Origin of the sequence: Brevibacterium sp. FME17 (genome assembly GCF_014897515.1) — a bacterium.
Taxonomy (GTDB): Bacteria; Actinomycetota; Actinomycetes; order Actinomycetales; family Brevibacteriaceae; genus Brevibacterium.
In genome coordinates, this window is the sequence record NZ_JABUYD010000014.1 from 1 (window position 1) to 26,422 (window position 26,422).

Here is a 26,422-nt window from a genome sequence, read left to right on the forward strand (position 1 = left end):
TGCGAAGGCGGACTTGCTATGAACCGGTGGACTCAACTCACCCTGACACGCAGGGCTATGCCGATCACATCTGTGCCGTGAAGACCGGCAGTGTCGTCGAGTTCGGCACACCTGCGGAGATCATGACCGCCGAGGTGCTCACCCGCATCTTCGACACCCCCGTCGAAGTCATCGACGGCCCGCGCGGCAGGCTGGCCGTGTACTACTGAGCGTCAGTGCAGCAGGGAGTCTGAACTGCCTGCCGAGTCGGCACTGGGTGGGTGGACCGTGACCCAGCGTCGAACAGCGACGATGAGCATGGTGATGAGTCCGACGATGAGCAGACCGTCGGCGGCGATGTAGAACAGGTGCAGGCTCGACCCGCCGTCATCGACGCCGGCGAGCACGGCATCGGTGCGTTTGTTGAGCAGGGGTCGGATCACGGCGACCTTGGCGATGAGGACGACCGTCACCGCACATGTCAGCTGCCGATACCCTGCTCCGACGGCTGACTTGAACACCGACCACAGCAGGATCACGGCGATGGCGATCTCGACCCAGTTCATGGCGGTGAAGACCAGACGGCCGATGCCCAGTCCCAGCGGGATCGTGATGCCCGGCGCGGTGAACTTCAGCGGCGCCTCGATGAGGGAGATGCCGATGATGAGACCGAGCCAGATGGCAGGAAGAACGATGCGAGCACCCGCAGCGAGACGGGTGTCCTGAGAACTGAAGACATTGGCCATGCCTCGGATTCTACTCCCGGTAGAAGACGTGTGGTATCGGCGCGCAGAAACCACCTCGCACCCCAGCCTGGAACGCGTGCACTTGCGCTCTAGACTGGTGCTCATGCGTCTGTTCTCCAATGCCGTCGTGCGAAGTTCTGCACCTGCCTCCCCTGATGCCACCTCGGCGGTCGCACCCGACTCGATCCTCGTCGACGGGGAGACGATCGTGGCCGTGGGCACCAGAGCCGAACTGCTCGACATCGCAGCCTCCGAGTCCTCGACGACGGCAGCGCTCGCCTCGGCGGGAGGAATCGGGGCCACCGCGGTGATTCCGGGCCTCGAAATCGAGGAGATCGACTGCGCCGGCCAGGTCATCCTGCCCGGCCTCGTCGACGCGCACATGCACTCGGTCCACTACGCAGACTCCCTGACCGACCTCGATCTCTCCGATGTCCGATCCTTGACCGAGGCGGTCGACGCCATCCGTGAACGCGCCAGCCAGATGCCGTTCGGCGAATGGGTGGTCGGCTCCGGGTGGGACATCAACAAGTGGGATGACCCGCGCTACCCCGATCGCGAACTCCTCGACCAGGCCGTGCCCGACCACCCGGTGGCGATGTGGTCGGTCGATCTCCACACCCTCTGGACGAATGCCCACGGCCTGGAGATCGCCGGCATCGATGATCTCACCGTGGACCCGTTCGGCGGAGAATTCGTTCGCGATGACGAGGGCTCGCTGACCGGGCTGGTCCGTGAGGATGCCACCGACCTGGTGGCCAGATTCATTCCCGAACCCTCCCGCGCAGAACAGGTCGAGCGACTCGATCGCACCCAGAAGCTGTTCCTCTCCCAGGGGCTGACCGGGATCCACGACTTCGACTCCATCGCCTCGACGCTGGGGTGGTACGACCTGCGCGAAGCCGACCGACAGCACATCCGCGTGACGAAGTATCTGCGCTCACCGGAGGTGCCCTGGGCTATCGAGACCGGGTGGCACACCGGCGACGGCGATGACTGGCTGCGCCGAGGTGGCTTGAAGCTGTTCTCCGACGGAGCCCTGGGCTCGCACACCTGCCACATGTCCTCACCGTTTCCCGAGCCGCACGCTCACGAAGAGACTGTGACCCCCGACGAGGCGGGCGCCGAGCAGGAGTTCTACACCTACCCCGGCACTGTGCCCGAGGACGCCTTGAGCAGTGCGCCGGAGGACGCCAACTACGGGATCGCCCAGATGTCAGAGGACGACCTGTTCGAGAACGCACGCTGGGCCACCGAGGCCGGCATCTCTGTTGCCATCCATGCCATCGGCGATCAGGCCAACCACCATGTGCTCAACGTCTTCGAACGTCTGCGCCAGACCACGACGGAGGCGCAGGAGCGCTTCGAACGCCCCCTGCGCCACCGGGTCGAGCACGCCCAATTCATTCAGCCTGCCGATGTCGCCCGGTTCGCCGAACTCGACGTCATCGCCTCCATGCAGCCCCGTCACTGCATCTCTGACCTGCACCTGCTCCACCTCATCGACGAATCCGCGCAACTTGCCGCCTACGCCTGGCCCGACCTGCTGGCCGCCGGGGCACACGTGGCATTCGGCTCCGATGGGCCGGTGGAGCCCGCCAATCCCTTCGCAGCGATCTATGCGGCGATGACCAGGGCGAACATCTCCGGGGACGCGACCACGAGCTTCCAGCCTCGACGTCGGATCTCCGCCGCTGAGGCAATTCGGCAGCATACCCAGGGCCCGGCCTATGCCGCAGGACTCGAAGATCGACGAGGCTATCTGGCCCCGGGCATGGACGCCGACTTCATCGTCGTCGACACCGATCCGCTCGTTGCCGAGGGGCTCAATCCCAACGCAGCCGACTCCGACGATGGTTTGCTCGGCTATGAATCCGAAGAAGCACTCTTCGCCCACGCCGAGGCGATCCGTGACACCCGTCTGGCACTGACGGTCGTCGGTGGCCAGGTGAAGTACCAGGCCTGAGTGTCGTCGCCTCGGTGAGCCGGCTGACCGTTCGAGCGGCCCGGGTCGACCTTGTCATCGCTCACGTCCCCTCCGGGACGTCGGGCCGCCTCGGCAAGGGTCTGCTTCGTGCCCATCAGCCGCTTGGCGAAGTTCTCGGCATGACCCGACAACGTCGCGATCCGACTCGCGATGTGTGTCTCGGGATGGTTGTGACCCTCGATCGCCCGCGGGGGATCGAGGACCAATTCGGAGCAGTCGAAGTCGCTGTGGATGAGCGTGCCGACTGTGTTGGAGGATCCCGCCTTCTTCGCCACGAACATCTTCACGTCGTTGATCTCGTGAAGATCCTCGCACAAATTGCTCATGGCCCTGCTCTTCGACGCGGCGGCCGAACGCAGGACGATTCCACGGGGGCACCATCGACAGGAACGACAACGCAGCCGCGCTGCGGAATCTTCGGGTCGGTCCATCCGAGATATTCGCGCTCCGCCCATTCCACCTCGGTGAGTGACGCTGGGAGCTTCATCTTCTCGACCTCGCGTCGGGAAGCGTTGACGAATGACTTCTTGATCCGGTTCTCGGTCAGCTGCTGCATTTTCTGCACTTTTCTGTGAGTGCTCTCACCTGCGCGCAAGCGGACGCCGTATGCACCTGGAACTTGAAGGCGGAGGCATGCGCGATTCCGCCGACGCCCCACGCGGGTTGCGATCGGCAACCGACCGCCGGGGCATTGTCAGCAGCCATCGCACCTAGGACGATTAGGGGTGCGGTTCGATGTCGTCGCGACGAACTTCATGGATGTCGCGTGCAAGGATTGCGTCAGTGACGGATGCAGCCGCGCGGTACTCGCTGCTGAAGCCCATGCTGGCATGAGTGGTGCCTATCGTGCACAGCCAGGAGAGCAATCCCGAGAAGTCGACGGGAGAGTATCCCTGAGCCGCGCCCGGGTCCTCGGTCCACGAAGAGGTCAGCTCTTCGCCCAGGATCGGTGCGGACACGCGAGCGCATCTTCTGATCATCTTCGCTGCCGCGAGCGACGGAGTCACCGTCCACATCGGGTCCGCATCTGCTGGTGCGTGGCGCACGATCGATCGGACTCGTCGTGCAGCGAGCTGCACCGCATGCTCCATGAGAACTCCGTCCCCACCGTGCGCATCCGGGAGGACGAGGCGGGTGATGCCACGGTCGTTGATTGCTGCGAGCAGGGACTGCGGATCGTGTTCGACGACGACCTCCTTGCTCTGCGGCCAGATGTCGAACGGACTGTGATAGCCGGTGAGCGTGCCGACATGGAAGACGAAGAAGTCTGGGTACAGATAGAAATCGTCCTCCGAATCCCACAACTCCTCATAGAAGGCGCCAATTGCGGAGAGAAGCAGCGGTGCTGCACGCAGCGAGTCGCCTGGGGAGGTCGCTACGATCCCCACCCGGTCCTGCGAGGTGAAGTCAGGGAAGATGCTATCCAACCCGATCGTCCGGCTCTTTCCGGCAAACGTGAATTCTGGTGTCTTCAGTAGTGTTGAGGTGTGCATATCGTCTCCTTGTTCGAACGGCGGCCAGTGCGAATCAAAGCTGAGCGTCTCAGAGACCGACGGGTGCGAGAGACGATGCCGACCGGATCGCACCTCGGAGATAGGCTCTCGCGGTTTCGGCGCACCGAGTCATGTCGCCGATTCCGGGTCTGGCAGTTTGAATGTGGTGGGGTAGTCGGGATCGGACACTGCGGGACGGTCGAGTGTGAACGGGGCAATAGGGTGCGGAGTCGATCCGCTAGTCTGCAGATCAGCGAGTATCTGTCCCATAAGACTTGCAAACTTCCCCGCGTGACCGGCGCCGTTGAACACGGCCACGTGTGGGTGATCGGGCAGGGTGTCGAGGATGAATCCTCTGTCGGGCGGCATGTCGTAGACACAGGTGTGGTGCATCAGTGCGGGGCCCGCCGCTTCTGGCAGATGCTCCCGCAAGTACTTGGCGAGGATCTCGCCCTCTGCGTCGTCTCCGACGAATACCCTGTCGTCGCTGGAGATGAACCTGCTGCGCATATCGCGGGCGATCTTTGTCGCCGCTTCGCCGTAGACCGGGAAGCCATAGTACACGTCGTCGTGCGCGTGATGGATCCAAATCGGATGCCGATCGGGGGTGAACGACGACAATGTCTCGCTGCTGAAGTAGGTGACCTGTTCCTGAGACAACGTGAGATTGAACGACAGTCCGAGGTCATCCATCAGCGGCCCCAGCCACGAACCCGCGGCGACGACCATGCGATCCCCGCGAAACTCCTCCCCGCCTGCATGAACGGTGACACCGTCGTCAGCGAGATCAATATTCTCGACACGAGACTGTGCACGGAACTCAACGCCCGCGGCACGGGCCAGCGAGATGTGCGCGCTTACTGATCGACGGATGTCGAGAATGCCGCTGTCGGCCTGCCAAATGCCCTCGGTGTCGTCCGATACACGCCACTGTGGAAACCGCTGTCGGATGTCCGCGGCGCTCAGGTCCTCAAAGGGGATCCCGAGCGCGTCGAGAGCGGTCCGCGATTTCCGGACATAGTCGTAGCCAGTCGTGCCGACCTCCGCGAGGTCGAGGCCGCCAGTTCTCGTGTAGAGAGGAAGCCCGCTCGCTGCTTCGATGCGTGACCATGCGTCGAACATCGCGTCGGTGAGCCGCACATAGTCGGTCGACGGATACACGCGGCGAATAATCCGAGAGTGATCCGAAAAGGACCCGTTCTGATGAAGCAGGTCAAACTGCTCAAGCACCAGCACCCGTTCGGCCCCTTGCTGCGACAGCCAGTAGGCGGCGGCTGATCCCACGCTGCCGGCGCCGATGACGATGTGTGAGTACTCGTTCGACATAGATGGTGCCTCTCTGATTCAGGTGACCTTGGGTTGTTCGGCAACGTCGCCGATGGCTTCTCCACGATGTTCGACGAGACCTGGGTGGAAGGGAACCTCGTGTGCAACCGACGATGGCTGCTACATCATGGTGCATCGGCATCGGCATCGGCGCTCTGCCCGAGGGCAAGTTCTCCTTGGCGAGCGGTGCGAGCGAGACTCTCGACGAAGGACGGGATCAGGGCGGGTGGGAAGAAGTGCCCAAGACCCGGATAGATGTGGAGCTCGGCCTGCGGCATCGCCTCGGCGATGTCGATCGCGGCCGACCAGTGCAATACATGGTCATCGCGTCCGTGGACGACTGTGGTCGGGACGACTACATCACGGAGGTCATCGAGCCGTTCGGGGGCGCGTCGCAGGGCTGCCCACTGTCGAGGTGCGCCGTCGGGGGAGTAGTGGCGATCATAGGCGTCGCCAACGTACCGGCGCGTTTCGTTCTCGTACCATTCCTTGTCGCCCCACGCGTCGCCGTCGGGCATGAATCCGCGATTCGCGGCCAAGGCGGAAGCGAGGAGCTCGTCCCGTGGAATGCGCCTCTGCGGTGAGAAGAGTTCCGCACGATCCCCGTGGAGGATGTAGCGCTTGTCCCGACCAGGGATGGAGTAGAAGAGTCCGAGACTGCGGACGAGCTCAGGACTGCGAATGGCAAGCATCTGGGCGATCATCCCGCCCATCGAGCGGCCTGCGACGTGGGCAGAAGCCAATCCGGCATGGCCGATCACCGCTGCGACGTCGTCGGCCATGTCTTCAAGGCCGTAGCCTCCGTCGAGGTCATCCGGGCCGCCGAAATGCGTCGACAGGCCGGTGTCGCGGTTGTCGAGCGCAAGCACACGGAAACCTGCCTCGCCAAGCTGGTCGATGAAGTCCGGTGCCCACCCGATGAGCTGCGTCCACCCGCCTTCGACGAGGACGAGGGGGATCCCAGCGTCGTCTCCAAGGGACTCGTAGTGGATTTCTCCGTCGGTGATCGGCGCACGAGGCATGACAGGCTTCCTTCGGTTGGCTGCGTGTTCGTCAGCCTAGATCCGTCGCGAAGCCCATGGAATGTGTCCCCCATACAGATATTCGATGCTCTTTGTCTCCCAGTCACAAAGGACGTCGCATTCGGTGGGCTAGGTGTAGCCGAGGAGTCGGACGCGGCACGCGAGTTCCACGGAGAATCTCGTGTCGGGATCATTGAGGTCCAGTCCGAGCATGCTCTCGATATTGCGGATTCGGTAGGAGACCGCATTCGGGTGCAGGGACAGTTGCGCCCCTGCCTTCGTTGGAGAGTTTCGATGACCGAGGTAGGCCAGAAGTGTGCGGACTGAGGTCTCCGCTTTTTCGCGTCCCTGGGCATCGAGCGGGCTGAGGATGTCCCGGAGGAGTTCCCGAGAGATCGGCGATGCGAAGAAGTCGAGGAGAACGCGGCGAAGCCCGGTCACGTCGGTGACTTCGATGTGACCGGTACGGCCGGACGAGATAGCGGACTCTGCGGCAACGCGGGCCTCTGCCGCGGATTGTCGCAGGCCGTCGGCGCCGCTCTGAGGGGTACCGAGGCCGACCGTCACATCCCAGTCGCCGGCGCCGAGCACCTGTGCCTGGTCGGCGACGCTCGCGCTCACCTCGCGAAGTCTTCGCTGATGGTCGCCTGACCTCGGCGCCTCGGTGACGACGATGAACGCGTCGTCGTGGACGAAGGCGATATGCCACAGCTCGGGGCGCTGGTCGAACAGCTCGAGGGCGAACAGCTCGAGCGTGGACTGCAGGGCTTTGGGAGGGCGCAGGCGCTTCGATTGGCTGTGCGTGAACTTCAACCAGGACACCCCGTGTGCCAGCTGTAAGGGGACTCCGAGCTGGTAGGCCTGGTTCGCCAGGGAGTCGAGACGGGAAGACTCCGCGACGATCAGCTGGGCAATGAGCTCACCTGAGGTCTGCCGGGGAGCGAATCGATCCTGCACCTCGTGGAGCATCACGCGGGAGAATACGGCGGCGACTCCAGGCAGTGCGAGCTCGGCCGCATCAGTCGCGACCGCATCGTCGTCGGCGTCGGTCTCGAAGAGCAGCCGGCCTCTGGGAACATCTCCGATGAACACAGCCGCGGACTCGGTCCAATCGATCTGTGGGTCGGGTTCCAGCCACACCCGTCCGCCCAGCGAGGCCGAGGCCGCCTCAAGGACCGCCGAGGACGTGCCCCCAGAGCCCCCGGCTGCGGCATCGCGGGCTCGGGCAAGCGCGTGCTGTGCTCGGGTGAGCACATCAGAAGACTCGTTGCTTACCATCCGATCAATCGCGAGTGCGAGGTCGGAGGCCTTTCTGCCTGCCGCACCGATGAGGGGAATCCCCGCGTCCTCGGCGAGGTGACGAGCGGTGGCAGAGACATCCACATGCATAGGGAACACCAGAGCAGAGACCCCGTGAGCCTGCGACTGTCGGATTGCTATGTCGATGCGATACCCGCTGGGTGACTCCTGGGCGTCGACGATCATGAGGGTCCCCTCGGGCAGAGAATCGATTTCTGCGAGCGCGGCGATCTCGACCCGTGTCACGGTGCTGCCGCTGCTGGGGCCGGCAAGAAGCTCGACTCCCAAACGGGAGCCCTGCTGAAGAATCTGCCCGACATCGATCTGTGCCATGAACACAAACTAGCCCGGTTCTATGTGCTGAGACAACATTGGCATCGGCCTCGGCATCTCTAGGCTCGACCTATGAGACGAGAAATCACAGCTGAAGACGTAGCGGCTCTGGCAGCCGGAGCGGCCGTATTCGGCACTGGCGGCGGCGGCGCGGTGTCCACGGCACAGATGGGTGCGGAGGCCGCGCTTGAGAAGCACGGGCCAGTCCGTCTGAGGTCAGTCGAGGAAATGGGGCCAAACGATACCGTTGTGGCGATGTCAGGAGTCGGCGCTCCGACTGTGGGCATCGAGATGCTCACCTCGGCTGAACAGCCGCTCACTCTGCTGAGCGAGGCCCAGAAGGTGGCGGGGAAGACGATCACCGCTGTGATGCCGATGGAGATCGGGGGCAGCAACGGCGTCGGCCCGATTGGATGGGCGGCTCAGCTGGGACTCGACGTTCTTGACGCTGACGGCATGGGTCGGGCGTTCCCGAAAGCCACGATGGTCGCAATGAATGTTGCCGGACTTCCTCGGGGCCTGACCGTGCTCAGCGACGTGGTGGGCAACGTCACGGTCATGAGAACCGTTGACTCGGCGTGGCTGGAGCGGCACGTTCGTGCATTCTCCATCGCCAGCGGCTCACTGTGCCTTGGAGCCTCACTGCTCGACGGAGATGATGTCGAGGGAGCCGTCATCAGTGGAACGGTCGGTCGTGCGATCGATGTAGGCGCGGCTCTGCTCCGCTCCGACGAGCCGGTGTTCGCGCTGGCCACAGTACTTGATGCGGCGGTGCTCATCAGCGGCAAGATCATCGATGTGTCCCGTCGGACACGCGACGGCTTCGTCTTCGGATCGGTGACGATCGCGGGAATCGGAACCGAGCGCCATCGACTCCTCCGGGTAGAGATACAGAACGAAAACCTCGTTGTCCTCGAGGATGGTGACGTCCGTGCCAGCGTCCCGGACCTGATTACGCTCGTCGATTCGGAGACCGGTCATGCCATCTCGACCGAGCTGCTGCGTTTCGGACAGCGTGTGTCGGTCCTCACCTGGGCCTGCGATCCACTCTGGCGAACGAAGCGCGGCCTGGAGATCGCGGGGCCTGAAGCATTCGGATACGACATCGACTACCGCCCGTTCGACAGCGATGGCGAGGTCGGCAGAGACAGCGGCATCGATACGAGCAGTGCTGACAGCGAGCGCGACGCCTTCGCCTTGACGCTCCCTACGGCAACAGGAGGCGGACTGTGATCGAGAGGATGGAAGTCAGCTCGACCGGCGAGCAGCTCTCGCTGGGCGTCGACGTGGGTGGCACGAACACCGATGCGGTGGTGCTTGATCCGTCCCACGAGGTGATCGCTCACACCAAACAGCCGACAACCGATGACGTCACCGGCGGAATCCGCGCAGCGATCACGACCGTCCTCGCCGATCTGGGCGGGCGTCGTCGAGATGTCACGAGAGTCATGATGGGCACGACCCACGCCACGAATGCCATTGTTCGGCGCAAAGATCTGGGCCGAGTCGCCGTCATTCGCCTTGGGGCACCAGCGTCGAGCGGTTACCCGCCGCTGATCGCCTGGCCGGTGGACCTGCGGAATACAGTCCTTGCAGGCTCTGCTCTGCTGCCAGGCGGCCACATGGTCGACGGGACCCCGATCAGCGACCTTGATCACGAGGCAGTCAGAGGCTTCCTCCGCTCACTCGAGGGGCCGATCGACGCGGTTGCCGTCTGCGGGATCTTCAGCCCCTCGTTCCCCGACCAGGAAGTGGAAGTCGAGGCGATCGTGCACGCGACCCTGGGAAAGGATATCCCGGTATCGCTGAGCCGGGATGTCGGCGCGATCGGGCTCCTCGAACGCGAGAATGCGACGGTGCTCAACGCCGCCCTGTACGGAGTCGCCAGCGGTGTGACCCGTGCCCTTCTCAACGTTGTCGAGCAAGAGGGCCTCGTCGGCGCGATGGTCTACTTCGCACAGAACGACGGGACCCTTATGGCCCTCGAGTTCGCCGAGCGCTATCCCGTGCTCACAATCGGGTCAGGTCCGGCCAACTCGATCCGCGGCGCGGCCCTCCTCGCGGATGTGGACAGCGCGATCGTCGTCGATGTGGGAGGGACCACGAGCGATCTTGGTGTTGTGACCAGGGGATTCCCTCGTGAGTCGAGCCTGCCTCGAGAGATCGGCGGTGTGCGCACCAACTTCCGCATGCCAGACGTCCTCAGCATCGCTGTGGGTGGTGGCACACGAATCGAACCCTCCACGGGCCGACTCGGTCCCGACTCGTTGGGTCACCGCTTGACGTCCGATGCGCTCGCTTTCGGCGGTGCCGTGGCGACTCTCACCGACGCCGCGATTCTCATGGGCAGGGCCGGAGGTGATCTCGCTGAGTTGAGCGTCCCGAATTCTCCGGCGCTCTCCCAGGGCCTTCGCACGGGACTCGAACGTGCACACGAACGGCTCGAGCAATCCGTTGAGAGGCTGTCCTCCGGACGCGTTGACGTGCCTCTCGTCGTCGTCGGTGGCGGGGCCTTCCTCGTGCCGGACGACTTGCCAGGGGTGGGTACGGTCATTCGGCCTGAACATGGCGATGTGGCCAACGCTGTCGGGGCGGCCATGTCTCTGGCGGGAGGCCGGGCTCAAGAGATCAGTGCCTACGAGGACAGAGATGAGGCCGTTGCAAGGGCCTCGCAGGCTGCGATTGATCGGGCGATCGAAGCGGGAGCAGATCCGCTCAGGGTCGAGGTCTACGACATCCTTGAGACCCCTGTCTCATACAGTGCGCAGCAGACAGTGCGAATCTCGGCGAAGGCCGCCGGGCCGCTGTCGATTCTCGGGTCCCGCTCCTCTGTCCCCTCCCCCAATTGATTCAGTGGAATACGCACCATGACGACCAAGGCCAGCAGAAATCTGTTCGGTACCAACTGTGGAATCTGGAAGCGAAGTGAAGAACAATGCGAATCAAGAAACCTTTGTCTGCAATCGCCGTCCTCAGCGCGGGAGCTCTGATCCTGTCCGGCTGTGGCGAGGGGGTATCGAACTCCGCCGACCTGGTCTCGGGAGGAACCTTTGTTGCCGCCGTCAATGGCGAGGTGAGCAACACGATTCCGATGACCAGCACACAGCCTCAGGAACGGCAGATCGCCTCATACGCATATGAGTCCCTCGTCTATACCGATGAGTCGGGAGAATTCGTTCCTTGGCTGGCCGAATCATGGGAGGAGAGCGAAGACGGGAAGACCGTCACCTACGAGGTCAAGGACGGCGTCACTTGTCAGGACGGCACCGACTTCACCGCCGATGTGGCCGCGCAGAACCTCGAATATCACGCGAACCCAGACAACACGTCAGTTCATCACGGTTCCCTGGTCCCCGACGGTCTCAAGGCAGAGGCCAATGGGTCGACCCTGACCGTAACGGTGCCGAAGCCGGATTCCTTTCTCATGAGCAAGGCAGGAACGGTGGAGATGGTGTGCTCCGCCGGACTCGAAAATCCCGAGAGCCTGCAGAACGCGTCGAATGGCACGGGTCTATACGAACTGACCGAGACGAGCCCGGACAGTTTCATCTTCACCGCACGTGACGACTACGACTGGGGCCCGAACGGCTTGACGTCGGAGACGGAGGGTGTGCCCGACAACCTTGAGATCAAGGTCGTCACCGATGAGTCGACCCGCGCGAATCTCCTCGTTTCCGGCGATCTCAATGCCGCGCGCATCACTGGCGCGGACCGTGCACGAGTCGAGGCGCAGGGCTTCGACCACACCGGCATCATCAACCCGATCGGTCAGATGCTCTTCAACGAGCGCAAGGAGCGCCCGACGAGCGATCGCGCCGTCAGAGAAGCGCTCTCGATAGGCTTCGATCGCGAGGAGGCAGCCGAGGTCGTGTCGGGAGGAAACCCAGTCGCCCTTGATTCCCTCATCACCGAATCCCCCAACCTGTGTGTGCCCGATGACGGCCCGGTCTGGGAGCTGCCTGACTTTGATCCCGAGAGGGCAGGACAACTGCTCGATGATGCCGGCTGGACTCTTGGCGATGATGGCGTGCGGCACAAAGACGGGAAACCGCTCGAAATCACTTTCCTCTATGACGCAGCCAGCGACACCCATGCCCCCGCGGCAGAGCTGCTGCGCGAATACTGGCTGGACATCGGCGTCCAGACCGACCTGCAGGCATTGGATGGTGCGGGCTGGTCGGAATCCCTCTACGAAACGTTCGACTGGGACACCGGCTGGATTCAGATCTCGTCGGGAGGACCCACGATCCAGGATGCTTTCTACGGCGGTGCGACACCGGACAAGGGCGGCCTCAACTTCATGGCCACCGACGACAAGGACTATGACGCAGCCGCCAAACGCGCACTGTCCGCGCCTCCTGACCAGGCCTGTGGCCTCTGGGAGGACGCCGAAAAGCTCCTCGTCGACAACTTCCATACCTTCCCCACGACGGGAACGGAGCTGCCCACGTTCATGAACGGCGCGGTCTTCGAAGAGACCTCCTACATTCAGGCACCGTCAATCCGGATGACCGAGTGAGTCACGATGACTCTTTCCCTCAGACTCACAAGACCCACGGGCAGACCTCTCGCTGTGAGGACCTTCTCAGAGCGACTGTCTCCACGCACCTCATTCGCGATTCGTCGGACAGGGCGTCTCCTGGCTTCACTGGTCATTGTGGTGCTCGCGAGCTTCTTTCTTATCCACATGGTGCCCGGCGATCCGGTTCGCGCAGCACTGGGACCCACCGCTCCGACGTCGCTTGTCGAGAATGTGCGATCCGATCTGGGCCTCGACAAGCCGATCCCTCAGCAGTTCTTCGACTACGTGCGCGGCCTGTTCTCCGGTGACTTCGGCACGTCAATCCAGACAAGGCAGGAGGTGTCGGAGGTGATCGGATCCCGGTTTCCCACGACGTTCATCCTCGCCGCCTCCGGATTCGTCGTTGCCCTCGCTGGGGCACTGCCGCTCGGCATGGGCGCGGCACTTATCGCCCGCTCCGGGCGGGGCAGTGCGGTGACCGCGACGATCTCGGGTGCGCTCGGCGTCCTCATCGCCATTCCCGACTTCCTTCTGTCTGTCGCGCTCATCGCGGTCTTCAGCGTGTGGCTTGGGTTCTTCCCGCCTGCAGGGTGGGGCGGACTCGACTCTGCTGTGCTGCCGGTTATCGGCATGGCGCTGGGGCCGATGGCCTACCTGGCGCGGATTGTGCAGGTAGAAATGATCAAGGTACTCGATTCCACCTATATCTCAACGGCGCGGATCAAACGTCTCCCCGAACGCATCCTGCTGTTCAGGCATGCGCTGCCCAACATCGTCACGTCGACGCTCACCGTCGGGGGGCTCCTCCTCGCCGGCCTCACCGCAGGCACGGTGATCATCGAAACTGTGTTCGCGATCCCGGGCATGGGAAACACACTGGTGTCCGCCGTCGGTGCAAAGGACTATCCGATGATCCAGGGTGTGGTCCTGGTGTTTGCGCTCATGGTTCTCGCCGTGAACCTCGTCGTCGACCTCATTCTCATCACCATTGATCCCCGCACATCGATCACGGAAGGATGACATCGTGAAGAAGTTCATCAGCCCGGCAGGAATCGCCGCGGCCATAGGTATCGCACTGCTCATTGTCGTCGCGGTGATCGGGCCACTCGTCTGGGGCGAAGCCGCGGCAACACGATCGGTTAGCGAGCGATGGGCTCCTGCCGGCCCCGACCATCTCTTCGGCACCGATGACCTCGGGCGGGACATCTTCGCTCGAGTCATGGCGGCCACCCGCCTCTCGCTCCTGCTCACCGCCGGTGCCACTGCGATTGGAGTGACGGGCGGTCTCATCATCGGGCTGGGCACGAGCATCATGCCCAAGCACCTGCGCCGCGCTGTCGTGTGGGTCATGGACATGCTGCTGGCGTTCCCATGGCTGCTACTCGTCCTCTTCTTCACTGTCATCTGGGGAGCGACCGCCACCGGAGCTATGCTCGCGATCGGACTCGCAGGTATCCCGAACCTCACGCGCCTTGTGTACAACCTTTCCTCTTCGGTGTCCGGGAAGGACTTTGTACGGGCGGCGCGAGTAGTAGGAGTGGGGCCGTTCGGGGTGCTGTTTCGCCATGTCCTGCCCAATATCTCCAATCCTCTGCTGGTCCAGGCGTCCGCATCTGCGAGCGTCACCCTTCTCGCCTTTGCAGGTCTGTCGTTCCTCGGGCTCGGCGTCCAGGCCCCGGCCTACGACTGGGGGCGGATGCTGAACGAAGGGATCGGGCAGATCTATATCAATCCGATGGGCGCCGCAGGCCCGGGACTTGCCATCGTCTTCGCCGGACTCGTGTTCACACTGATCTCCGAAGCGCTCGCTGACCAGCCTGGCCAGGGCGTCAGGCGCGTCATGGCAGCGAGCCGGGCAGCGATGATTCCGCACCGGATCCAGACCAAGGGCGATCTGCCGGACCCCGTGGTCGTCGGCACTCCCCTGGAGCCGTCAGATCCTCCCATTGCCGAAGTCACGGACCTGAGAATCGCTTTCCCCGACGGAGACGGTGGCCTCGTGGAGCGTGTTCACGGGATCGACCTGATGGTTCGTCCGGGGGAGACGGTTGGCATCGTCGGCGAGTCCGGGTCAGGGAAGTCACTCACTGCAATGGCATTGGCCGGGATTCTCGACGTATCAGCGTTCGTTTCCGCGAAACGGCGGCATTTCGACACCATCGACCTCTCGGAACCTCTCACCCCAGCAGAAAGGAAGCGGTTGGGCACGGAAATGGGTTATGTCTTCCAAGACCCGCTGACCTCACTCAACCCCGCGTTGACTATCGGCCGACAGATGACAGAGGTCCCAGAGATCCACCTTGGGATGAGTCGGCGAGACGCACAAGAGCGTGCGACAACCGGGCTGGAGGCTGTCGGCATTGCCGATGCCGCGAACCGGTTGCAGGACTACCCGCACCAATTCTCCGGAGGCATGCGCCAGCGCGCAATGATCGGCATGGCACTGACCGGGCATCCAAAGCTCATCATCGCTGATGAACCGACCACCGCACTCGACGTCACCGTGCAGAAGCAAGTCCTCGGGGTGCTCCGGGCGGCGAAGGAGTCGACCGACACAGCGGTCGTTCTCATCTCCCACGACATCGCCCTCGTCGCCGGCTTCTGCGACCGTGTCATCGTCATGAAGGACGGCGAGATCATAGAAGAGCTGTCGGCCCACTCCATCCAAGAGACCGCCCAGCACCCCTACACGCGGGGGCTCATCGCGTGCCTGCCCGATATGGGCTCCGACCGCAGCAGCCGACTGCCGGTGATCGAGGACTTTGCGCACACCGTGCGCGGCGATCCCAAAGCAGACGTGCTGGAAACGGATTTCAGAGAGGAGAGCCTGCTATGAGCGTGCTCGAGATTGATCGGCTCAGTGTGAAGTACGGAACCCGGACTGTCGTTTCCGAGGTCTCACTCGCCGTCGGACGCAAACAGACCGTCGGACTCGTCGGTGAGTCTGGCTCTGGGAAGTCGACGATCGCCAATGCCGCTGTCGGGCTCGCGCCAGTGCGAGGCGGAAGTATTCGGGTGAACGGAGTCGATACGATCGGGTGGAGGCGGGATGCACGGAACGCACGGCGGCGCATACAGATGATCTTCCAGGACCCGTACTCCGCACTGGACCCGAAGATGTCCATCGGCGATTCGATCGCGGAGGCCACGCGCGCAACCGGCCGCAACTGGACTTCGAGCCAGAAGCGCACGCGAGTTCGCGAACTCCTGTCCCAAGTCCACCTTGACCCGGATCGATCGGGTGAGCTTCCCGGGGCGCTCTCCGGCGGACAGCGACAGAGAGCCACGATTGCACGGGCATTGGCCGGAGAACCCGAGGTGATCATCGCCGATGAGGTCACCTCGGCGCTTGACGTGTCAGTCCAGAGCACGGTGCTCAACCTGTTGCGGGAACTGCAGGACGAACTGGGGCTGTCAATGCTCTTCATCTCTCACAACCTCGCGGTCGTCCGCTACATCAGTGACGAGATCTGTGTGATGCGCGACGGAAAGATCGTCGAATACGGCGAGACGGAGACGCTGCTGGCGAACCCCGCAGAAGCCTATACTCGGGACCTCCTTGCCGCGGTGCCGGTCCTCGGTGAACGCATGCAGTTCGATTCGGAGGTCCCGGCATGAGCCCACGGGCACACGATCGAATCGCCGAGGCGGGGGTCGCGGAACTTGAACGAATGAGGAAGATTCGCCGCCGGCTGCATCATGAGCCGGAGGTCGGACTCGACCTTCCGGTCGCACAGAAGGAGATTCTGGCCAACCTTGAAGGGCTAGGACTCGAGGTGTCGACGGGTGAATCTCTCTCCTCGGTCACGGCGGTCCTCCGCGGTGGGGCGGGGGCCAACGCTGTGGGCGCGGATTCAGCACCCGTAGTCCTCCTCCGCGCCGACATGGATGCCCTGCCGATTGTGGAGGAAACCGGACTTCCGTACGCCTCGAAGAATGGCGCGATGCATGCCTGCGGCCACGATCTTCACGTGGCGGGTCTGATCGGTGCGGCAAGGATTCTCGCCGCACGCCGCGAGGAGATTCCCGGAACCGTTGTCTTCATGTTCCAACCCGGTGAGGAAGGGCTAGGCGGGGGTCGGATGATGATCGATGAAGGAATCCTCGATGTCGCAGATCGACGACCTGTTGCCGCCTTTGCAATCCACGTCGATGGGAGAACGCCCCTTGGACGTTTCACGACGCGGCCCGGGCCGATCATGGCCGGTGTCAACGGCATGCGGATTCGGATCCGGGGAACCGGCGGACATGCGGCAGCTCCGCACCTGGCGATCGATCCGGTTCCGGTCTCCGCCGAAGTGATCCTCGCGATCCAGAGCTTCCGGGCCAGGCGGATCGCGGCACACGACCCGGTCGTCATCTCGATCGGTCGAATCACCTCGGACTCTGCCGCAGGAAATGTACTTGCCAGTCAGATCGACCTCGAAGCGAACGTGCGCCACTTCAGCGATGCGGCACGTGTGCTCGTGCGCGATGAGCTCCCACAGATGGTTCGCGGCATCGCAGAGGCACACGGATGTGAGGCGGACATCGAATTTGTTCCGTCCTATCCTGCGACCGTCAACGATGTGACGGAGACGGAGCGGGCGATGGAGTGGATGCGCAGCACCGTCGGTGACGAGAACGTCCTCGAGATGACTGAACCGGCGATGGCCTCGGAGGACTTCGCGTATGTGCTGGAACAGGTGCCAGGGACGCTCGTGTTTCTGGGGGCCAAACCGGATGAAGTGGCAACAGACGATGCGTCAGGTATGCATTCCGCGACGGTGATCTTCGACGACGAGGTACTGGGGCTGCAGGCCGCTACACTCGCGGGTCTTGCATGGATGCGACTCGATGAGGAGACCAAGAGACGCCGAGAAGGAGGAGAGAGATGAGGGAAAATCCTGACTACGCCCTCGAAGACACGACGGCAGTCAAAGAGCTGGTCCGTGAGAACCCGTGGTGCACATTCGTCACCGAGGTGCCAGGAAGAGGGTTGGTAGCCTCCCATTATCCCGTACTCCTGGACGAGGGTGACGAAGACATCGTCCTGATCAGTCATGTGGGGCGTCCGGACGAAGAGAAGCACCAACTCGGTCGACACCCGATGCTGGCAATAGTCGAGGGCCCCAATGGCTACGTTTCGCCCTCGTGGTACGGCTTCCGCCCGAACGTGCCGACATGGAACTTCGCCGTCGTGCATCTGCACGGCACTGCGGAGATCCTCAGCGATGCGGAGAACCTGCGGGCCCTCGATCGTTTGGTGGAGCACTTCGAGAGCCCATTGCCAGACCCCCATCTGCTGAACTCGACCGAGGAGAACAGCGAGTACGCGCATCGCATTATCGGTGGAACCGTAGGATTCCGCATGCGCGTCAAGCGGTTGGAGGCGAAGGAGAAGATGAATCAAGACAAATCGACGGAAACGATCAGACGGATCATCGCGCACCTGCGCGCAGAGGGACCGTACGCCAATTCTCGATTGGCCGACAGAATGGAGCGGGTCAACGGACTCGCCGAGGAGGCACGATGAGTGTACAGAACCCGAAGGCAAGTGAAGACCTGCTGCTCACTGACGTCGCGGTGACTGGGAAGCCTGACAAGTTCGACGTCCTCGTCCGCGGAGGAAAGGTCGATTCGATCTCGCCGGCGGGACAACGGACCCATGAGCCGATTGAGACTCATCCCGCCGATGGTCGCTGGCTCCTGCCAGGGCTTTGGGATCACCACGTGCATTTCGCCCAGTGGACGGCTCAACGGCAGCGCATAGATGTCTCACTCTCAAGGAGCGCTGCCGACTGTCTCGACATTGTGCGCCGCGAGATCGTCGCTCATCCAGACGGGAACACAACAGGGCACTCCAGAGCCCTCATCGGATACGGATTTCAAGACGGAGTGTGGCCAGATGCGCCTTCGCTCGAAGCCCTCGATCGAGTCTCCCCCGAGCTGCCTGTGATCCTGGTGAGCAAGGATCTGCACTGCGGGTGGGTGAATACGCCAGCGGCGAAGCTCATGAAGGTGAGCCCGGAACCAGCCACTGGCCTTGTTCGTGAAGGCGAGTGGTTTGGTGCACTCACGGGTCTGCAGGACCCATCGATGCTCACCGTCAGCGACTACCGTGAGGCGGCAGAGGCTGCCGCCAAACGGGGGGTGGTGGGGATCGTCGAGTTCGAGAACACTGACAACCTCTCCCTGTGGCCTGCACGAATCGACGAAGGAGTCGATTCGCTCAGAGTTGAAGTTTCGGTATGGCCGGAGCGTTTGGAGGCGGCAATCGCCGCCGGCGTGCGAACGGGGGATGTGCTCGATTCTCGTGGGTTGGTGCGGATGGGCCCACTCAAGGTTGTCGTCGATGGGTCACTGAACACCCGCACAGCCTGGTGTTGGGATCCGTATCCCGGTCTCACTGCCGGACACCCACAGGCGTGCGGAGTGACAACCGTGCCCCTCGACGAACTCGAGGCTGTGATGAGCCGGGCGAAGAACTCTGGTATCACTGCCGCGATCCACGCGATCGGCGATCGTGCGAACAGCGGAGTCCTCGATGCTTTTGAAGAACTTGGAATGACGGGAGCGATTGAGCATGCCCAATTGGTCAGTGCCTCCGACTTCGAGCGCTTCGGAGCCCTTGGACTCATCGCGAGTGTGCAGCCGGAACACGCAATGGATGACCGGGATGTGGCCGACCGGCATTGGGCCGGTCGCACAGAGCGAGCCTTCGCCTTCGGGTCCCTTGCACGGGCCGGTGCCCTCATGCGGCTGGGGTCTGATGCCCCGGTGTCTCCTCTCGACCCGTGGATCGGGATGTCCGCTGCGGTGACGAGGTTCCGCGACGGCCTCCAACCCTGGCACCCCGAACAGGTGCTCGATCTGGATACGGCGCTCGCCGCGACGACGAGGGGCAGGTCGGAGGTCGAAGTGGGCTCTATCGGCGACCTGGTGCTCGTTGAACAAGATCCGTTCTCCGTCTCTGGCGAGGATCTCCGTCAGATGCCGGTGGCGGCGACGATGGTGGGAGGACGTTTCACCTGGTACAACCTATGAATCAGCTGGTCGGACGGGTGCAGCGGCAGGTGTGGCCTGCACCTCGACCGCGGCGACTACAGAACCGTCGCGGGCATCGGTATCCGTCTCGGGCACGGTCGCCGTCACATGTGCCGAAGTCACAGAGTCCACCGCAAGGTGTGTGCCGGCGCCACATTGGTGGGGAAGACATTCCTGCCTAGGCTTCGACCAGAAACGAGCACTATCCGTGCGGCGCCGACGGGCTTCGGCGCCGCACGGGCTACGACGACATCACAGGGAAGTGACTGATCATGGAACCAACATATGAGTTCATCCGAGAGATGGCAGGCGGCGAGGGCGCCCTCGACGGCGTCACCGTCCTTGACATGTCGCGGGTTCTTGCGGGCCCCTACGCGGCAGAGATCCTTGCCGACCTTGGCGCAACCGTCATCAAAATAGAGAACCCCGCCGATCCCGATGTATCTCGCGGATTTCCTCCCTACCTTTCTGACGGCGACGAGGAATTCAGCGGGTATTACGGTCAATACAACCGTGGGAAGCTCGGTCTGACAATCGACCTCTCTCACGATGAGGGGCGCCAGGTTCTCAAGGACCTGGTGCGCCACGCCGACATCCTCATCGAGAACTTCCGGCCCGGGACGATGGAGAAGCTGGGCGTTGGATACGAAGTCCTTCGCGGGATCAACCCACAGCTGATCTTCACCTCGATCTCCGGCTATGGCCAGACGGGTTCGCGGAGCAGAAGGCCAGCGTTCGACAGCACGGCCCAGGCCGCTGGCGGACTGTGGTCGATGAACGGATACCAGGGGATGCCCCCGGCCCGTGTCGGAGTGACGATCGGCGATCTCTCCGCCGCACTCTTCGCCGTCATCGGGACGATCGCAGCGCTCCGGCATGTCGAGAAGGGAGGGACCGGCCAGGCGGTTGACGTCGCGCAGGTCGACAGCGTCCTTGCACTTACTGAGACCGCTGTCGTCGACTACACGGTCGACGGGAAGGTCGCGGAGCCAAGCGGCAACGACCATGCCTGGGTAAGACCGTACGGCCTCTTCGGCTGTGCCGACGGTCAAGTCTTCTTCGCCGGATACACCGACAAACTGTGGAAAGCCAGCTGTGAACTCTTCGGTTCGCCCGAGGCGATCACAGATCCGGAAATCGACACCATGCGCAAACGATTCGACGTCGAAGTCTACGAGCGCAAGGTGAAGCCTCTCATCGATTCATGGTTCGGCCACCGGACACAGCGTGAGCTTGAGGAGCTCGCCGGAGACGTCGTGCCCCTGACTGCGCTGAGGACAGTCGGAGAGGCCGTCGACGACCCAGGAACCGCCGAGCGGGACATGGTCGTGGAGGCCGATTACGGCGGTCTCGGAAACTTGCGGATGTTCGGCCAGCCGATCAAGCTCAGCGAGACGCCTGCGGTGACGAACAGGGTGGCAAACCGCCTCGGCGAGCATACCGATGCGGTGCTCGCCGAGGTTGCTGGCTACGACGCGAAGACGATCGAGGACCTCAAAGAAAGCGGGGTGGTCTGAGATGGCAGAGGAGCAGATTCGCACCGAGCTGTTCGGTGAGGTGAATGCAGAGAACTACAGGTCCACCTTCGCGCCCGAGCGCAGGAGTCTGTCAGCCGGCGCAGATCTCCCTGCCGGATGGGAAGGTCTCTATTTCCCGTTCTCCAGTCCATTTGCGAGGCTGAGGCCCGATGGTACGCCTGGCGACGATCTGCTCCCCGACATCGATCTGCCGCGGCGGATGTACGCGGGGGAGGACACCACCTTCTACGCGCGGCTGCACGTGGGTGACCTCGTCGAGCAGTCCGCGTCGCTTGGACGCGTGACCGAGAAGACGGGGGCGAGCGGGCGGTTGGTCTTTGCCGATATCGTACGCCGCTATTCGGTGGGCGGTCGTCCAGCGGTTGAATCAACGTGGCACGATGTCTTCCTCGGCGAGTCATCGGCTCCGCGGAGGACACTCGAGCACGGTCCTGTCGTGGGTGAATGGTCCGAAGAGCTGACTCTGGACTCTCGCCAGCTCTTCCGGTTCTCTGCGCTGACCTTCAACACTCACCGGGTGCATTACGACAAAGATTGGGCGATCTCCACCGAGGGCCTGCCCGGGCTTCTCGTGCACGGGCCCCTCACCAGGATGCTGCTGCTCGACGCCGTCACCGCGCGTCGCGACGATGCCCTCCCCTCGTCGTTCTCTTTCACCGCGTCAGCACCGCTCTATGTCGATGAGAAGGTCGTCATCGTCGGACATGACCCCGATGATTCGACCACCGTAGTCGTGGCCGTCGACCACAACGGGAACGTGGCCGCCAAGGGGACCGCGATGTGGGGCTGAAGCACTCAGATGTGGCGTCCGCCGGAGATCTCGGTGACCGTTCCGGTGAGGTAGCTGGACAGGCCAGAGGCGAGGAACAGCACCACCGAGGCAACCTCTTCGGGCGCTCCGGGACGGCCCAGCGGGATCTCGGCGAGCTTCGAATCGATCGCGTGCTGGGGCATGGCCGCGGTCATCGCGGTGTTGATGAAGCCGGGCTGGATCGCATTGATGCGGATGCCCTTGAACGCGACCTCCTTGGCCACAGCCTTGGTCATGCCGACGATGCCGGCCTTCGCCGCTGAGTAGTTCGACTGGCCGAGCATGCCGACCTTGCCGCTGATGGAGGAGACGTTGACGATCGCCCCGCCGCGGTCCTGCTCGCGCATGAGGCCGGTGGCGACCTTGAGCCCGTTCCAGGTCCCGCGCAGGTGGACGGAGATGACGTCGTCGAACTCCTTCTCGCTCATCTTCCGAATCGTCGCGTCACGGGTGATGCCGGCATTGTTGACCCAGATGTCGACGCCGCCGAAGGTCGTCGTTGCCGCATCGGCGAGCTTCTGTGTGTTCTCCAGAGAGGCCACATTGCACACGACCCCGGCGGCAGAGTCGGATCCGCCGAGTTCGGTCACGGCCGACTGCAGGCTCTCCTCATTCATATCGCCGAGGACGACCTTGGCTCCGGAGTTGACGAGGCTGCGGGCCATGGCCAGGCCGAGCCCCTGGGCGCCGCCGGTGACCACGGCGACCTTGCCGGTGAGCAGGCCGGGGATCTCGGAGATGCCCTGGGCGGTGGAGGCGGTGGTGGCTGGTGCGTCGGTCATCAGGTCCTTCTTTCTTTGCGTGTGGATGTGTCTTCTCAGCGTGGAGGCGAGTTACAGGTTGAACTGGGGTTTGTGGGCGCCCTTGAGCAGCTGCCGGGCAACGACGACGCGCTGGACTTCCGAGGTGCCCTCATAGATGCGGAACAGGCGAGCATGGCGGTAGAAGCGTTCGACGGCGGACTCACGCATGTAGCCCGTTCCACCCTGGATCTGCACACCCTTGTCGGCAATGCGGCCCAGAGCCTCGGAGGCGAAGAGCTTTGCAGAGCTGGGTCCGAGCTTCCGGTCCTCATCGGCATCCCAGCGTTTCGCAGCGGCGAGTACGAGAGTCTTGGCGGCGGCAACCTCGGTGTAGATGTCGGCGAGCATGGCCTGGATCAGCTGGAACCGGGCGATGGGCTCTCCACCCTGTTTCGCCTCGGCGGCATAGCTCACGGACTCGTCGAGGATGCGGGTGGCCTGGCCGACGCAGATCGCGGCGATGTGCAGGCGACCCTTGTTCAGCGAGGCCATCGCGGCGTAGAAGCCCTTCTCCTCCTCACCGCCGATGAGGTTGGCGGCGGGCACACGGACGTCGTCGAAGAAGATCTCCGAGGTCCAGGCACCGGCCTGGCCCATCTTGTTGTCATGGGTTCCGACCGTGACGCCGGCCGTCTTCGTCGGGACGAGGAAGACGGAGATGCCCTTCGAACCCCGCGCGTTCGGGTCGGTGCGGGCGAAGACCATGAGCACGTCGGAGGACTCGGCGTTGGTGATGAAGCGCTTGCTGCCGTTGATGACGTAGTCGTCGCCCTCGCGTACGGCTCTGGTGCGCATGCCCGAGGGGTCGGATCCGGCCTCGGATTCGGTCAGAGCGAAGGAGGCGACGACATCGCCCGAGGTCAGCTGCGGCAGCCATTGACTCTTCTGCTCGTCGGTGCCGTAGTTGACCAGGACCTGCCCGGCGATGCCGTTGTTCGTGCCGAAGACGGACCGGAACGCCGGTGTCGTATAGCCGAGCTCCATTGCCAGCTGCGCGTCCTGTTCGGCATTCATGCCCAGCCCGCCGTACTCCTCGGGCAGCGCCCAGCCGAAGAGACCCATTTCGGCGGATTCCTTGATGATCGACTCCGGGATGGCGTCGTCGGCCTCGATTTCGAGTTCGATGGGGACGACCTTCTCGCGGACGAATTCGCGGACGATCGAGAGGACGTCATCCAGTTCAGAAGTATCCATGCTTCGTTCTCCTTGTGAGTTGACGTGGTGCTAGAGGCTGTCGATCCAGGCGCGGACCTGATCGGAGTCGGCCCCGAGTTCCGGTGGTGCGAGGTCGTAGGAGACCTCGGACTTCGCCAGCCGGATCGGGTTGCGGATCGTGGGAATGATGCGCTCGCCTTGACCGGTCTCGACGATCGGGTCGAGGCCGAGATCCCGGGCGCGCTCGACTCCTTGGGAGATCGAGTTGATCGGGGCGCAGGGCAGGCCCACGGCCGTGAGCTTCTCAAACCATTCCTGGGCCGTGTGCTGCTGCAGGGCTTCGAGAAGTTCGGGTTCGAGTTCGTCACGGTTGGCGTTGCGGGTCTTGGCCTTTGCGAAGCGTTCGTCTTCGGCCCAGTCTGGTCGCCCGAGGGCTGTGGCGAGGGCGGCGAACTGGCCGTCGTTGGCTGCGGCGACGATGAGTTCGCCGTCCTTCGTGGCCATCGGCTGGTACGGGTAGAGGCTGGGGTGGGCGTTGCCCATGCGCGTCGGTGTCACACCTGCGGCGGCATAGGCTCCGGACTGGTTCGCCAGGCCCGACATCGCGGAGGACATGAGGTTGGTTTCGACCAGCTGGCCCTCGCCGGTGAGGTTCTTGTGCTGGATTGCGGCCATGATCCCGATCGTCGTGTGCAGACCGGTGATGACGTCGAAGACCGCGACGCCAGCACGGTAGGGGGAGCCGTCGGGGCTGCCGGTGACGCTCATGAACCCGGACATGGCCTGGACGAGCAGATCGTAGCTGGGCAGCGCATTGTGGGCGCCGAATCCGGTGACAGAGGCATAGATGACCTCTGCGTTGGGCACGGGGTTAGAGGTGGAGACCGAGTCGTAGTCGAGGCCGAACTTCTTCAGACCTCCCGGTTTGAAATTCTCGACGATGATGTCGGCACGGGCCGCGAGCTTCTGCGCCACGGAAAGTTCATCGGCATCGGAGAAGTCGAGCACGATGTCGAACTTGTTCCGATTGATCGACAGATAGTAGGTGGCATCGTCATCGCGGACCGGTGGGCTCCAGTTCCTCGTGTCGTCACCACCTGGGCCTTCGACCTTGATGACCGTGGCGCCGAGGTCGGCGAGCATCATTGTGGAATAGGGGCCGGCGAGGACACGGGAGAAATCGACGACGACTTGGCCCGAGAGAGGACCGTTGCCGGCGCGTGGGAGGAAATCGGCGATGGACGCGGCCTGATCTCTCGCGGTCGTCCCGTGATCAGCTGGTGCCTGGCTCGTGGCTGTCTCGCCATTCATCGATGAACGCTCCCGGTGATTCTGCTCGACTCTGAGGTTCCTCAGAGTGTTTCACCCCACAATATAGCAATATGAGTAATAATGAGAAGTGATTGTTATCTGTAATGGTATTTAAGCGAATGCAGGATCTGTGTGCGGTCGTAGGTAGATGGAGAGCAGAACATGATGGAGATTCAGCAGGTGCGTGCCTTTCTCGCCGTCGCCGAGGAGCTGCACTTCGGCCGTGCCGCTGCGCGGCTGGGTGTGCTCCAACCTCCGCTGAGTCGCACGATCCGTGCTCTCGAGGACGAGCTCGGGGTCTCCCTGTTTCAGCGCACGACCCGGAATGTGAGACTCTCGCCGGAGGGTGAGGCGCTGATCGAACCTGCGAGAAAAATGCTCGAATACCAGGGTCTTGCGGTCGATTCCGTCCAGCGGGCGGCAGCGGGGGAGACCGGGCGCATCAGCTTCGGTTTTGCCAGGTCATCCTCGCGGGCTCTGGCCGCTGCCCTGGTGACAGCCTCGCGAGGACGGAATCCGGGCATCGTCTTCAGCCTCGAGTCCAATGTCTTCGCCGAGGAAGGCCTAGCCGGGCTGGTCGACGGAACCCTTGATCTCGCCTTGGTCAGATGGGGCAAGCAGCCACCGGGGGTGACGGGTCGACCGGTCATGATCGAGCGCCTGTGCGCCGCCCTGCCCGAAGGCCACCGGCTGGCAAAACGTTCCTCCCTGCGCGTGGACGAACTCGCTGACGAAGACTTCATCACCCTGCCTGCCCATCCCAGCTCGACGCTGCGAGAGAACACCCTACGACTATGCCACGAGGCCGGCTTCACGCCTCGCCTGGCTCAGGCGGCGCCGGATTCGCAGACGATCGGAGCCCTTGTTGCAGCAGGACTGGGTATCTCGATCACCTTCGACTCGGTCTCGGCGAATACGCGTGAGGCGGGAACCGTGGCCGTGCCCCTCGACATCGAGCAGGATCCCTCGACTCTGTACCTGGCGCACCGGACCGATCATGGCAAGGCCGCCCTGGACGTAGTGATCGACCTCGCCGAGGAGGTCTTGCCGACAGTGGGCTAGACCACTCCG

At 63.3% G+C, this 26,422-nt stretch carries 21 protein-coding genes and 2 pseudogenes; 14 read left to right on the plus strand and 9 right to left on the minus strand.

Annotation, left to right across the window (positions count from 1 at the left end; all coding sequences use genetic code 11):
• Positions 1-209, plus strand: a pseudogene (locus tag INT40_RS13120) (hypothetical protein); the annotation flags it as partial.
• 3 nt (positions 210-212) lie between these two features.
• Here INT40_RS13120 and INT40_RS13125 read toward each other — a convergent pair.
• Positions 213-725, minus strand: a complete 513-nt coding sequence (locus tag INT40_RS13125; protein WP_193096210.1) for a hypothetical protein — start codon at positions 723-725, stop codon at positions 213-215.
• A 103-nt stretch (positions 726-828) separates the two neighbouring features.
• Here INT40_RS13125 and INT40_RS13130 point away from each other — a divergent pair, with 103 nt between their 5' ends.
• Positions 829-2,691, plus strand: coding sequence for an amidohydrolase (locus INT40_RS13130; RefSeq protein WP_193096211.1), 1,863 nt, complete (start codon positions 829-831; stop codon positions 2,689-2,691).
• On the opposite strand, the pseudogene INT40_RS13135 reads toward INT40_RS13130, so the two are convergent.
• From INT40_RS13135 to INT40_RS13160, 5 genes and pseudogenes are all read right to left on the minus strand, one after another.
• Positions 2,592-3,268: pseudogene (locus INT40_RS13135) on the minus strand (FBP domain-containing protein). The gene INT40_RS13130 and the pseudogene INT40_RS13135 overlap by 100 nt on opposite strands.
• Before the next feature lie 163 nt (positions 3,269-3,431).
• A complete protein-coding gene (locus INT40_RS13145; protein ID WP_193096213.1) occupies positions 3,432-4,205 on the minus strand; it encodes a hypothetical protein in 774 nt (257 codons plus the stop codon).
• Positions 4,206-4,334: 129 nt separating this feature from the next.
• Complete coding sequence (gene solA / locus INT40_RS13150; protein ID WP_193096214.1) at positions 4,335-5,531, minus strand: N-methyl-L-tryptophan oxidase; 1,197 nt, start codon at positions 5,529-5,531, stop codon at positions 4,335-4,337.
• A gap of 125 nt (positions 5,532-5,656) precedes the next feature.
• Positions 5,657-6,553: an alpha/beta fold hydrolase gene (locus INT40_RS13155; RefSeq protein WP_193096215.1), complete on the minus strand. Its 897-nt coding sequence runs from the start codon at positions 6,551-6,553 to the stop codon at positions 5,657-5,659.
• 129 nt (positions 6,554-6,682) lie between these two features.
• Positions 6,683-8,185 carry a PucR family transcriptional regulator gene (locus tag INT40_RS13160; protein ID WP_193096216.1) on the minus strand — a complete coding sequence of 501 codons (1,503 nt, stop codon included), beginning with the start codon at positions 8,183-8,185 and terminating at the stop codon, positions 6,683-6,685.
• 72 nt (positions 8,186-8,257) lie between these two features.
• Between INT40_RS13160 and INT40_RS13165 the strand changes: the two genes are divergently transcribed.
• From INT40_RS13165 to INT40_RS13215, 11 genes are all read left to right on the plus strand, one after another.
• On the plus strand, positions 8,258-9,418 hold the full coding sequence (locus INT40_RS13165; RefSeq protein ID WP_193096217.1) for a DUF917 domain-containing protein: 1,161 nt from the start codon (positions 8,258-8,260) through the stop codon (positions 9,416-9,418).
• Positions 9,415-11,034 carry a hydantoinase/oxoprolinase family protein gene (locus tag INT40_RS13170; RefSeq protein WP_319021990.1) on the plus strand — a complete coding sequence of 540 codons (1,620 nt, stop codon included), beginning with the start codon at positions 9,415-9,417 and terminating at the stop codon, positions 11,032-11,034. The genes INT40_RS13165 and INT40_RS13170 overlap by 4 nt, the downstream gene beginning before the upstream one ends.
• Before the next feature lie 86 nt (positions 11,035-11,120).
• Positions 11,121-12,704: an ABC transporter substrate-binding protein gene (locus tag INT40_RS13175; RefSeq protein WP_193096218.1), complete on the plus strand. Its 1,584-nt coding sequence runs from the start codon at positions 11,121-11,123 to the stop codon at positions 12,702-12,704.
• Between the two features lie 54 nt (positions 12,705-12,758).
• Complete coding sequence (locus INT40_RS13180; protein ID WP_319021991.1) at positions 12,759-13,727, plus strand: ABC transporter permease; 969 nt, start codon at positions 12,759-12,761, stop codon at positions 13,725-13,727.
• A gap of 4 nt (positions 13,728-13,731) precedes the next feature.
• On the plus strand, positions 13,732-15,543 hold the full coding sequence (locus tag INT40_RS13185; RefSeq protein WP_193096220.1) for a dipeptide/oligopeptide/nickel ABC transporter permease/ATP-binding protein: 1,812 nt from the start codon (positions 13,732-13,734) through the stop codon (positions 15,541-15,543).
• Positions 15,540-16,325: an ABC transporter ATP-binding protein gene (locus INT40_RS13190; protein WP_193096221.1), complete on the plus strand. Its 786-nt coding sequence runs from the start codon at positions 15,540-15,542 to the stop codon at positions 16,323-16,325. Before INT40_RS13185 ends, INT40_RS13190 begins: the two co-directional genes overlap by 4 nt.
• Positions 16,322-17,584 carry a M20 metallopeptidase family protein gene (locus INT40_RS13195; protein WP_193096222.1) on the plus strand — a complete coding sequence of 421 codons (1,263 nt, stop codon included), beginning with the start codon at positions 16,322-16,324 and terminating at the stop codon, positions 17,582-17,584. Before INT40_RS13190 ends, INT40_RS13195 begins: the two co-directional genes overlap by 4 nt.
• Positions 17,581-18,222: an FMN-binding negative transcriptional regulator gene (locus tag INT40_RS13200; RefSeq protein ID WP_193096223.1), complete on the plus strand. Its 642-nt coding sequence runs from the start codon at positions 17,581-17,583 to the stop codon at positions 18,220-18,222. Before INT40_RS13195 ends, INT40_RS13200 begins: the two co-directional genes overlap by 4 nt.
• A complete protein-coding gene (locus INT40_RS13205) occupies positions 18,219-19,733 on the plus strand; it encodes an amidohydrolase (RefSeq protein ID WP_193096224.1) in 1,515 nt (504 codons plus the stop codon). The genes INT40_RS13200 and INT40_RS13205 overlap by 4 nt, the downstream gene beginning before the upstream one ends.
• A gap of 272 nt (positions 19,734-20,005) precedes the next feature.
• Positions 20,006-21,250 (plus strand): CaiB/BaiF CoA transferase family protein, encoded by a 1,245-nt coding sequence (locus INT40_RS13210; protein WP_226831313.1) that lies wholly within the window; start codon positions 20,006-20,008, stop codon positions 21,248-21,250.
• Between the two features lies 1 nt (position 21,251).
• Positions 21,252-22,061, plus strand: coding sequence for a hypothetical protein (locus tag INT40_RS13215; RefSeq protein WP_193096225.1), 810 nt, complete (start codon positions 21,252-21,254; stop codon positions 22,059-22,061).
• 5 nt (positions 22,062-22,066) lie between these two features.
• Here INT40_RS13215 and fabG read toward each other — a convergent pair whose 3' ends face one another.
• Genes fabG through INT40_RS13230 form a run of 3 tightly spaced genes read right to left on the minus strand, consistent with a single transcriptional unit; the run spans position 22,067 to position 25,351 of the window.
• On the minus strand, positions 22,067-22,864 hold the full coding sequence (fabG, locus tag INT40_RS13220) for a 3-oxoacyl-ACP reductase FabG (protein ID WP_193096226.1): 798 nt from the start codon (positions 22,862-22,864) through the stop codon (positions 22,067-22,069).
• 51 nt (positions 22,865-22,915) lie between these two features.
• On the minus strand, positions 22,916-24,079 hold the full coding sequence (locus INT40_RS13225) for an acyl-CoA dehydrogenase family protein (protein ID WP_193096227.1): 1,164 nt from the start codon (positions 24,077-24,079) through the stop codon (positions 22,916-22,918).
• Between the two features lie 30 nt (positions 24,080-24,109).
• Positions 24,110-25,351, minus strand: a complete 1,242-nt coding sequence (locus tag INT40_RS13230; protein WP_193096228.1) for a CaiB/BaiF CoA transferase family protein — start codon at positions 25,349-25,351, stop codon at positions 24,110-24,112.
• A gap of 162 nt (positions 25,352-25,513) precedes the next feature.
• On the opposite strand from INT40_RS13230, the gene INT40_RS13235 reads away from it, so the two are divergent.
• On the plus strand, positions 25,514-26,413 hold the full coding sequence (locus INT40_RS13235; RefSeq protein WP_226831315.1) for a LysR substrate-binding domain-containing protein: 900 nt from the start codon (positions 25,514-25,516) through the stop codon (positions 26,411-26,413).
• Positions 26,414-26,422: the final 9 nt, after the last annotated feature.

Coding starts and splice junctions, on each gene's coding strand:
- INT40_RS13165 (WP_193096217.1), top strand. CDS start 8,258: ATGAGACGAGAAATCACAGCTGAAGACGTAGCGGCTCTGGCAGCCGGA.
- INT40_RS13235 (WP_226831315.1), top strand. CDS start 25,514: ATGATGGAGATTCAGCAGGTGCGTGCCTTTCTCGCCGTCGCCGAGGAG.
- INT40_RS13175 (WP_193096218.1), top strand. CDS start 11,121: ATGCGAATCAAGAAACCTTTGTCTGCAATCGCCGTCCTCAGCGCGGGA.
- INT40_RS13160 (WP_193096216.1), bottom strand. CDS start 8,185: ATGGCACAGATCGATGTCGGGCAGATTCTTCAGCAGGGCTCCCGTTTG.
- INT40_RS13210 (WP_226831313.1), top strand. CDS start 20,006: ATGGAACCAACATATGAGTTCATCCGAGAGATGGCAGGCGGCGAGGGC.
- INT40_RS13225 (WP_193096227.1), bottom strand. CDS start 24,079: ATGGATACTTCTGAACTGGATGACGTCCTCTCGATCGTCCGCGAATTC.
- INT40_RS13230 (WP_193096228.1), bottom strand. CDS start 25,351: ATGAATGGCGAGACAGCCACGAGCCAGGCACCAGCTGATCACGGGACG.
- INT40_RS13125 (WP_193096210.1), bottom strand. CDS start 725: ATGGCCAATGTCTTCAGTTCTCAGGACACCCGTCTCGCTGCGGGTGCT.
- INT40_RS13190 (WP_193096221.1), top strand. CDS start 15,540: ATGAGCGTGCTCGAGATTGATCGGCTCAGTGTGAAGTACGGAACCCGG.
- INT40_RS13200 (WP_193096223.1), top strand. CDS start 17,581: ATGAGGGAAAATCCTGACTACGCCCTCGAAGACACGACGGCAGTCAAA.
- INT40_RS13215 (WP_193096225.1), top strand. CDS start 21,252: ATGGCAGAGGAGCAGATTCGCACCGAGCTGTTCGGTGAGGTGAATGCA.
- INT40_RS13130 (WP_193096211.1), top strand. CDS start 829: ATGCGTCTGTTCTCCAATGCCGTCGTGCGAAGTTCTGCACCTGCCTCC.
- fabG (WP_193096226.1), bottom strand. CDS start 22,864: ATGACCGACGCACCAGCCACCACCGCCTCCACCGCCCAGGGCATCTCC.
- INT40_RS13195 (WP_193096222.1), top strand. CDS start 16,322: ATGAGCCCACGGGCACACGATCGAATCGCCGAGGCGGGGGTCGCGGAA.
- INT40_RS13145 (WP_193096213.1), bottom strand. CDS start 4,205: ATGCACACCTCAACACTACTGAAGACACCAGAATTCACGTTTGCCGGA.
- INT40_RS13205 (WP_193096224.1), top strand. CDS start 18,219: ATGAGTGTACAGAACCCGAAGGCAAGTGAAGACCTGCTGCTCACTGAC.
- INT40_RS13155 (WP_193096215.1), bottom strand. CDS start 6,553: ATGCCTCGTGCGCCGATCACCGACGGAGAAATCCACTACGAGTCCCTT.
- solA (WP_193096214.1), bottom strand. CDS start 5,531: ATGTCGAACGAGTACTCACACATCGTCATCGGCGCCGGCAGCGTGGGA.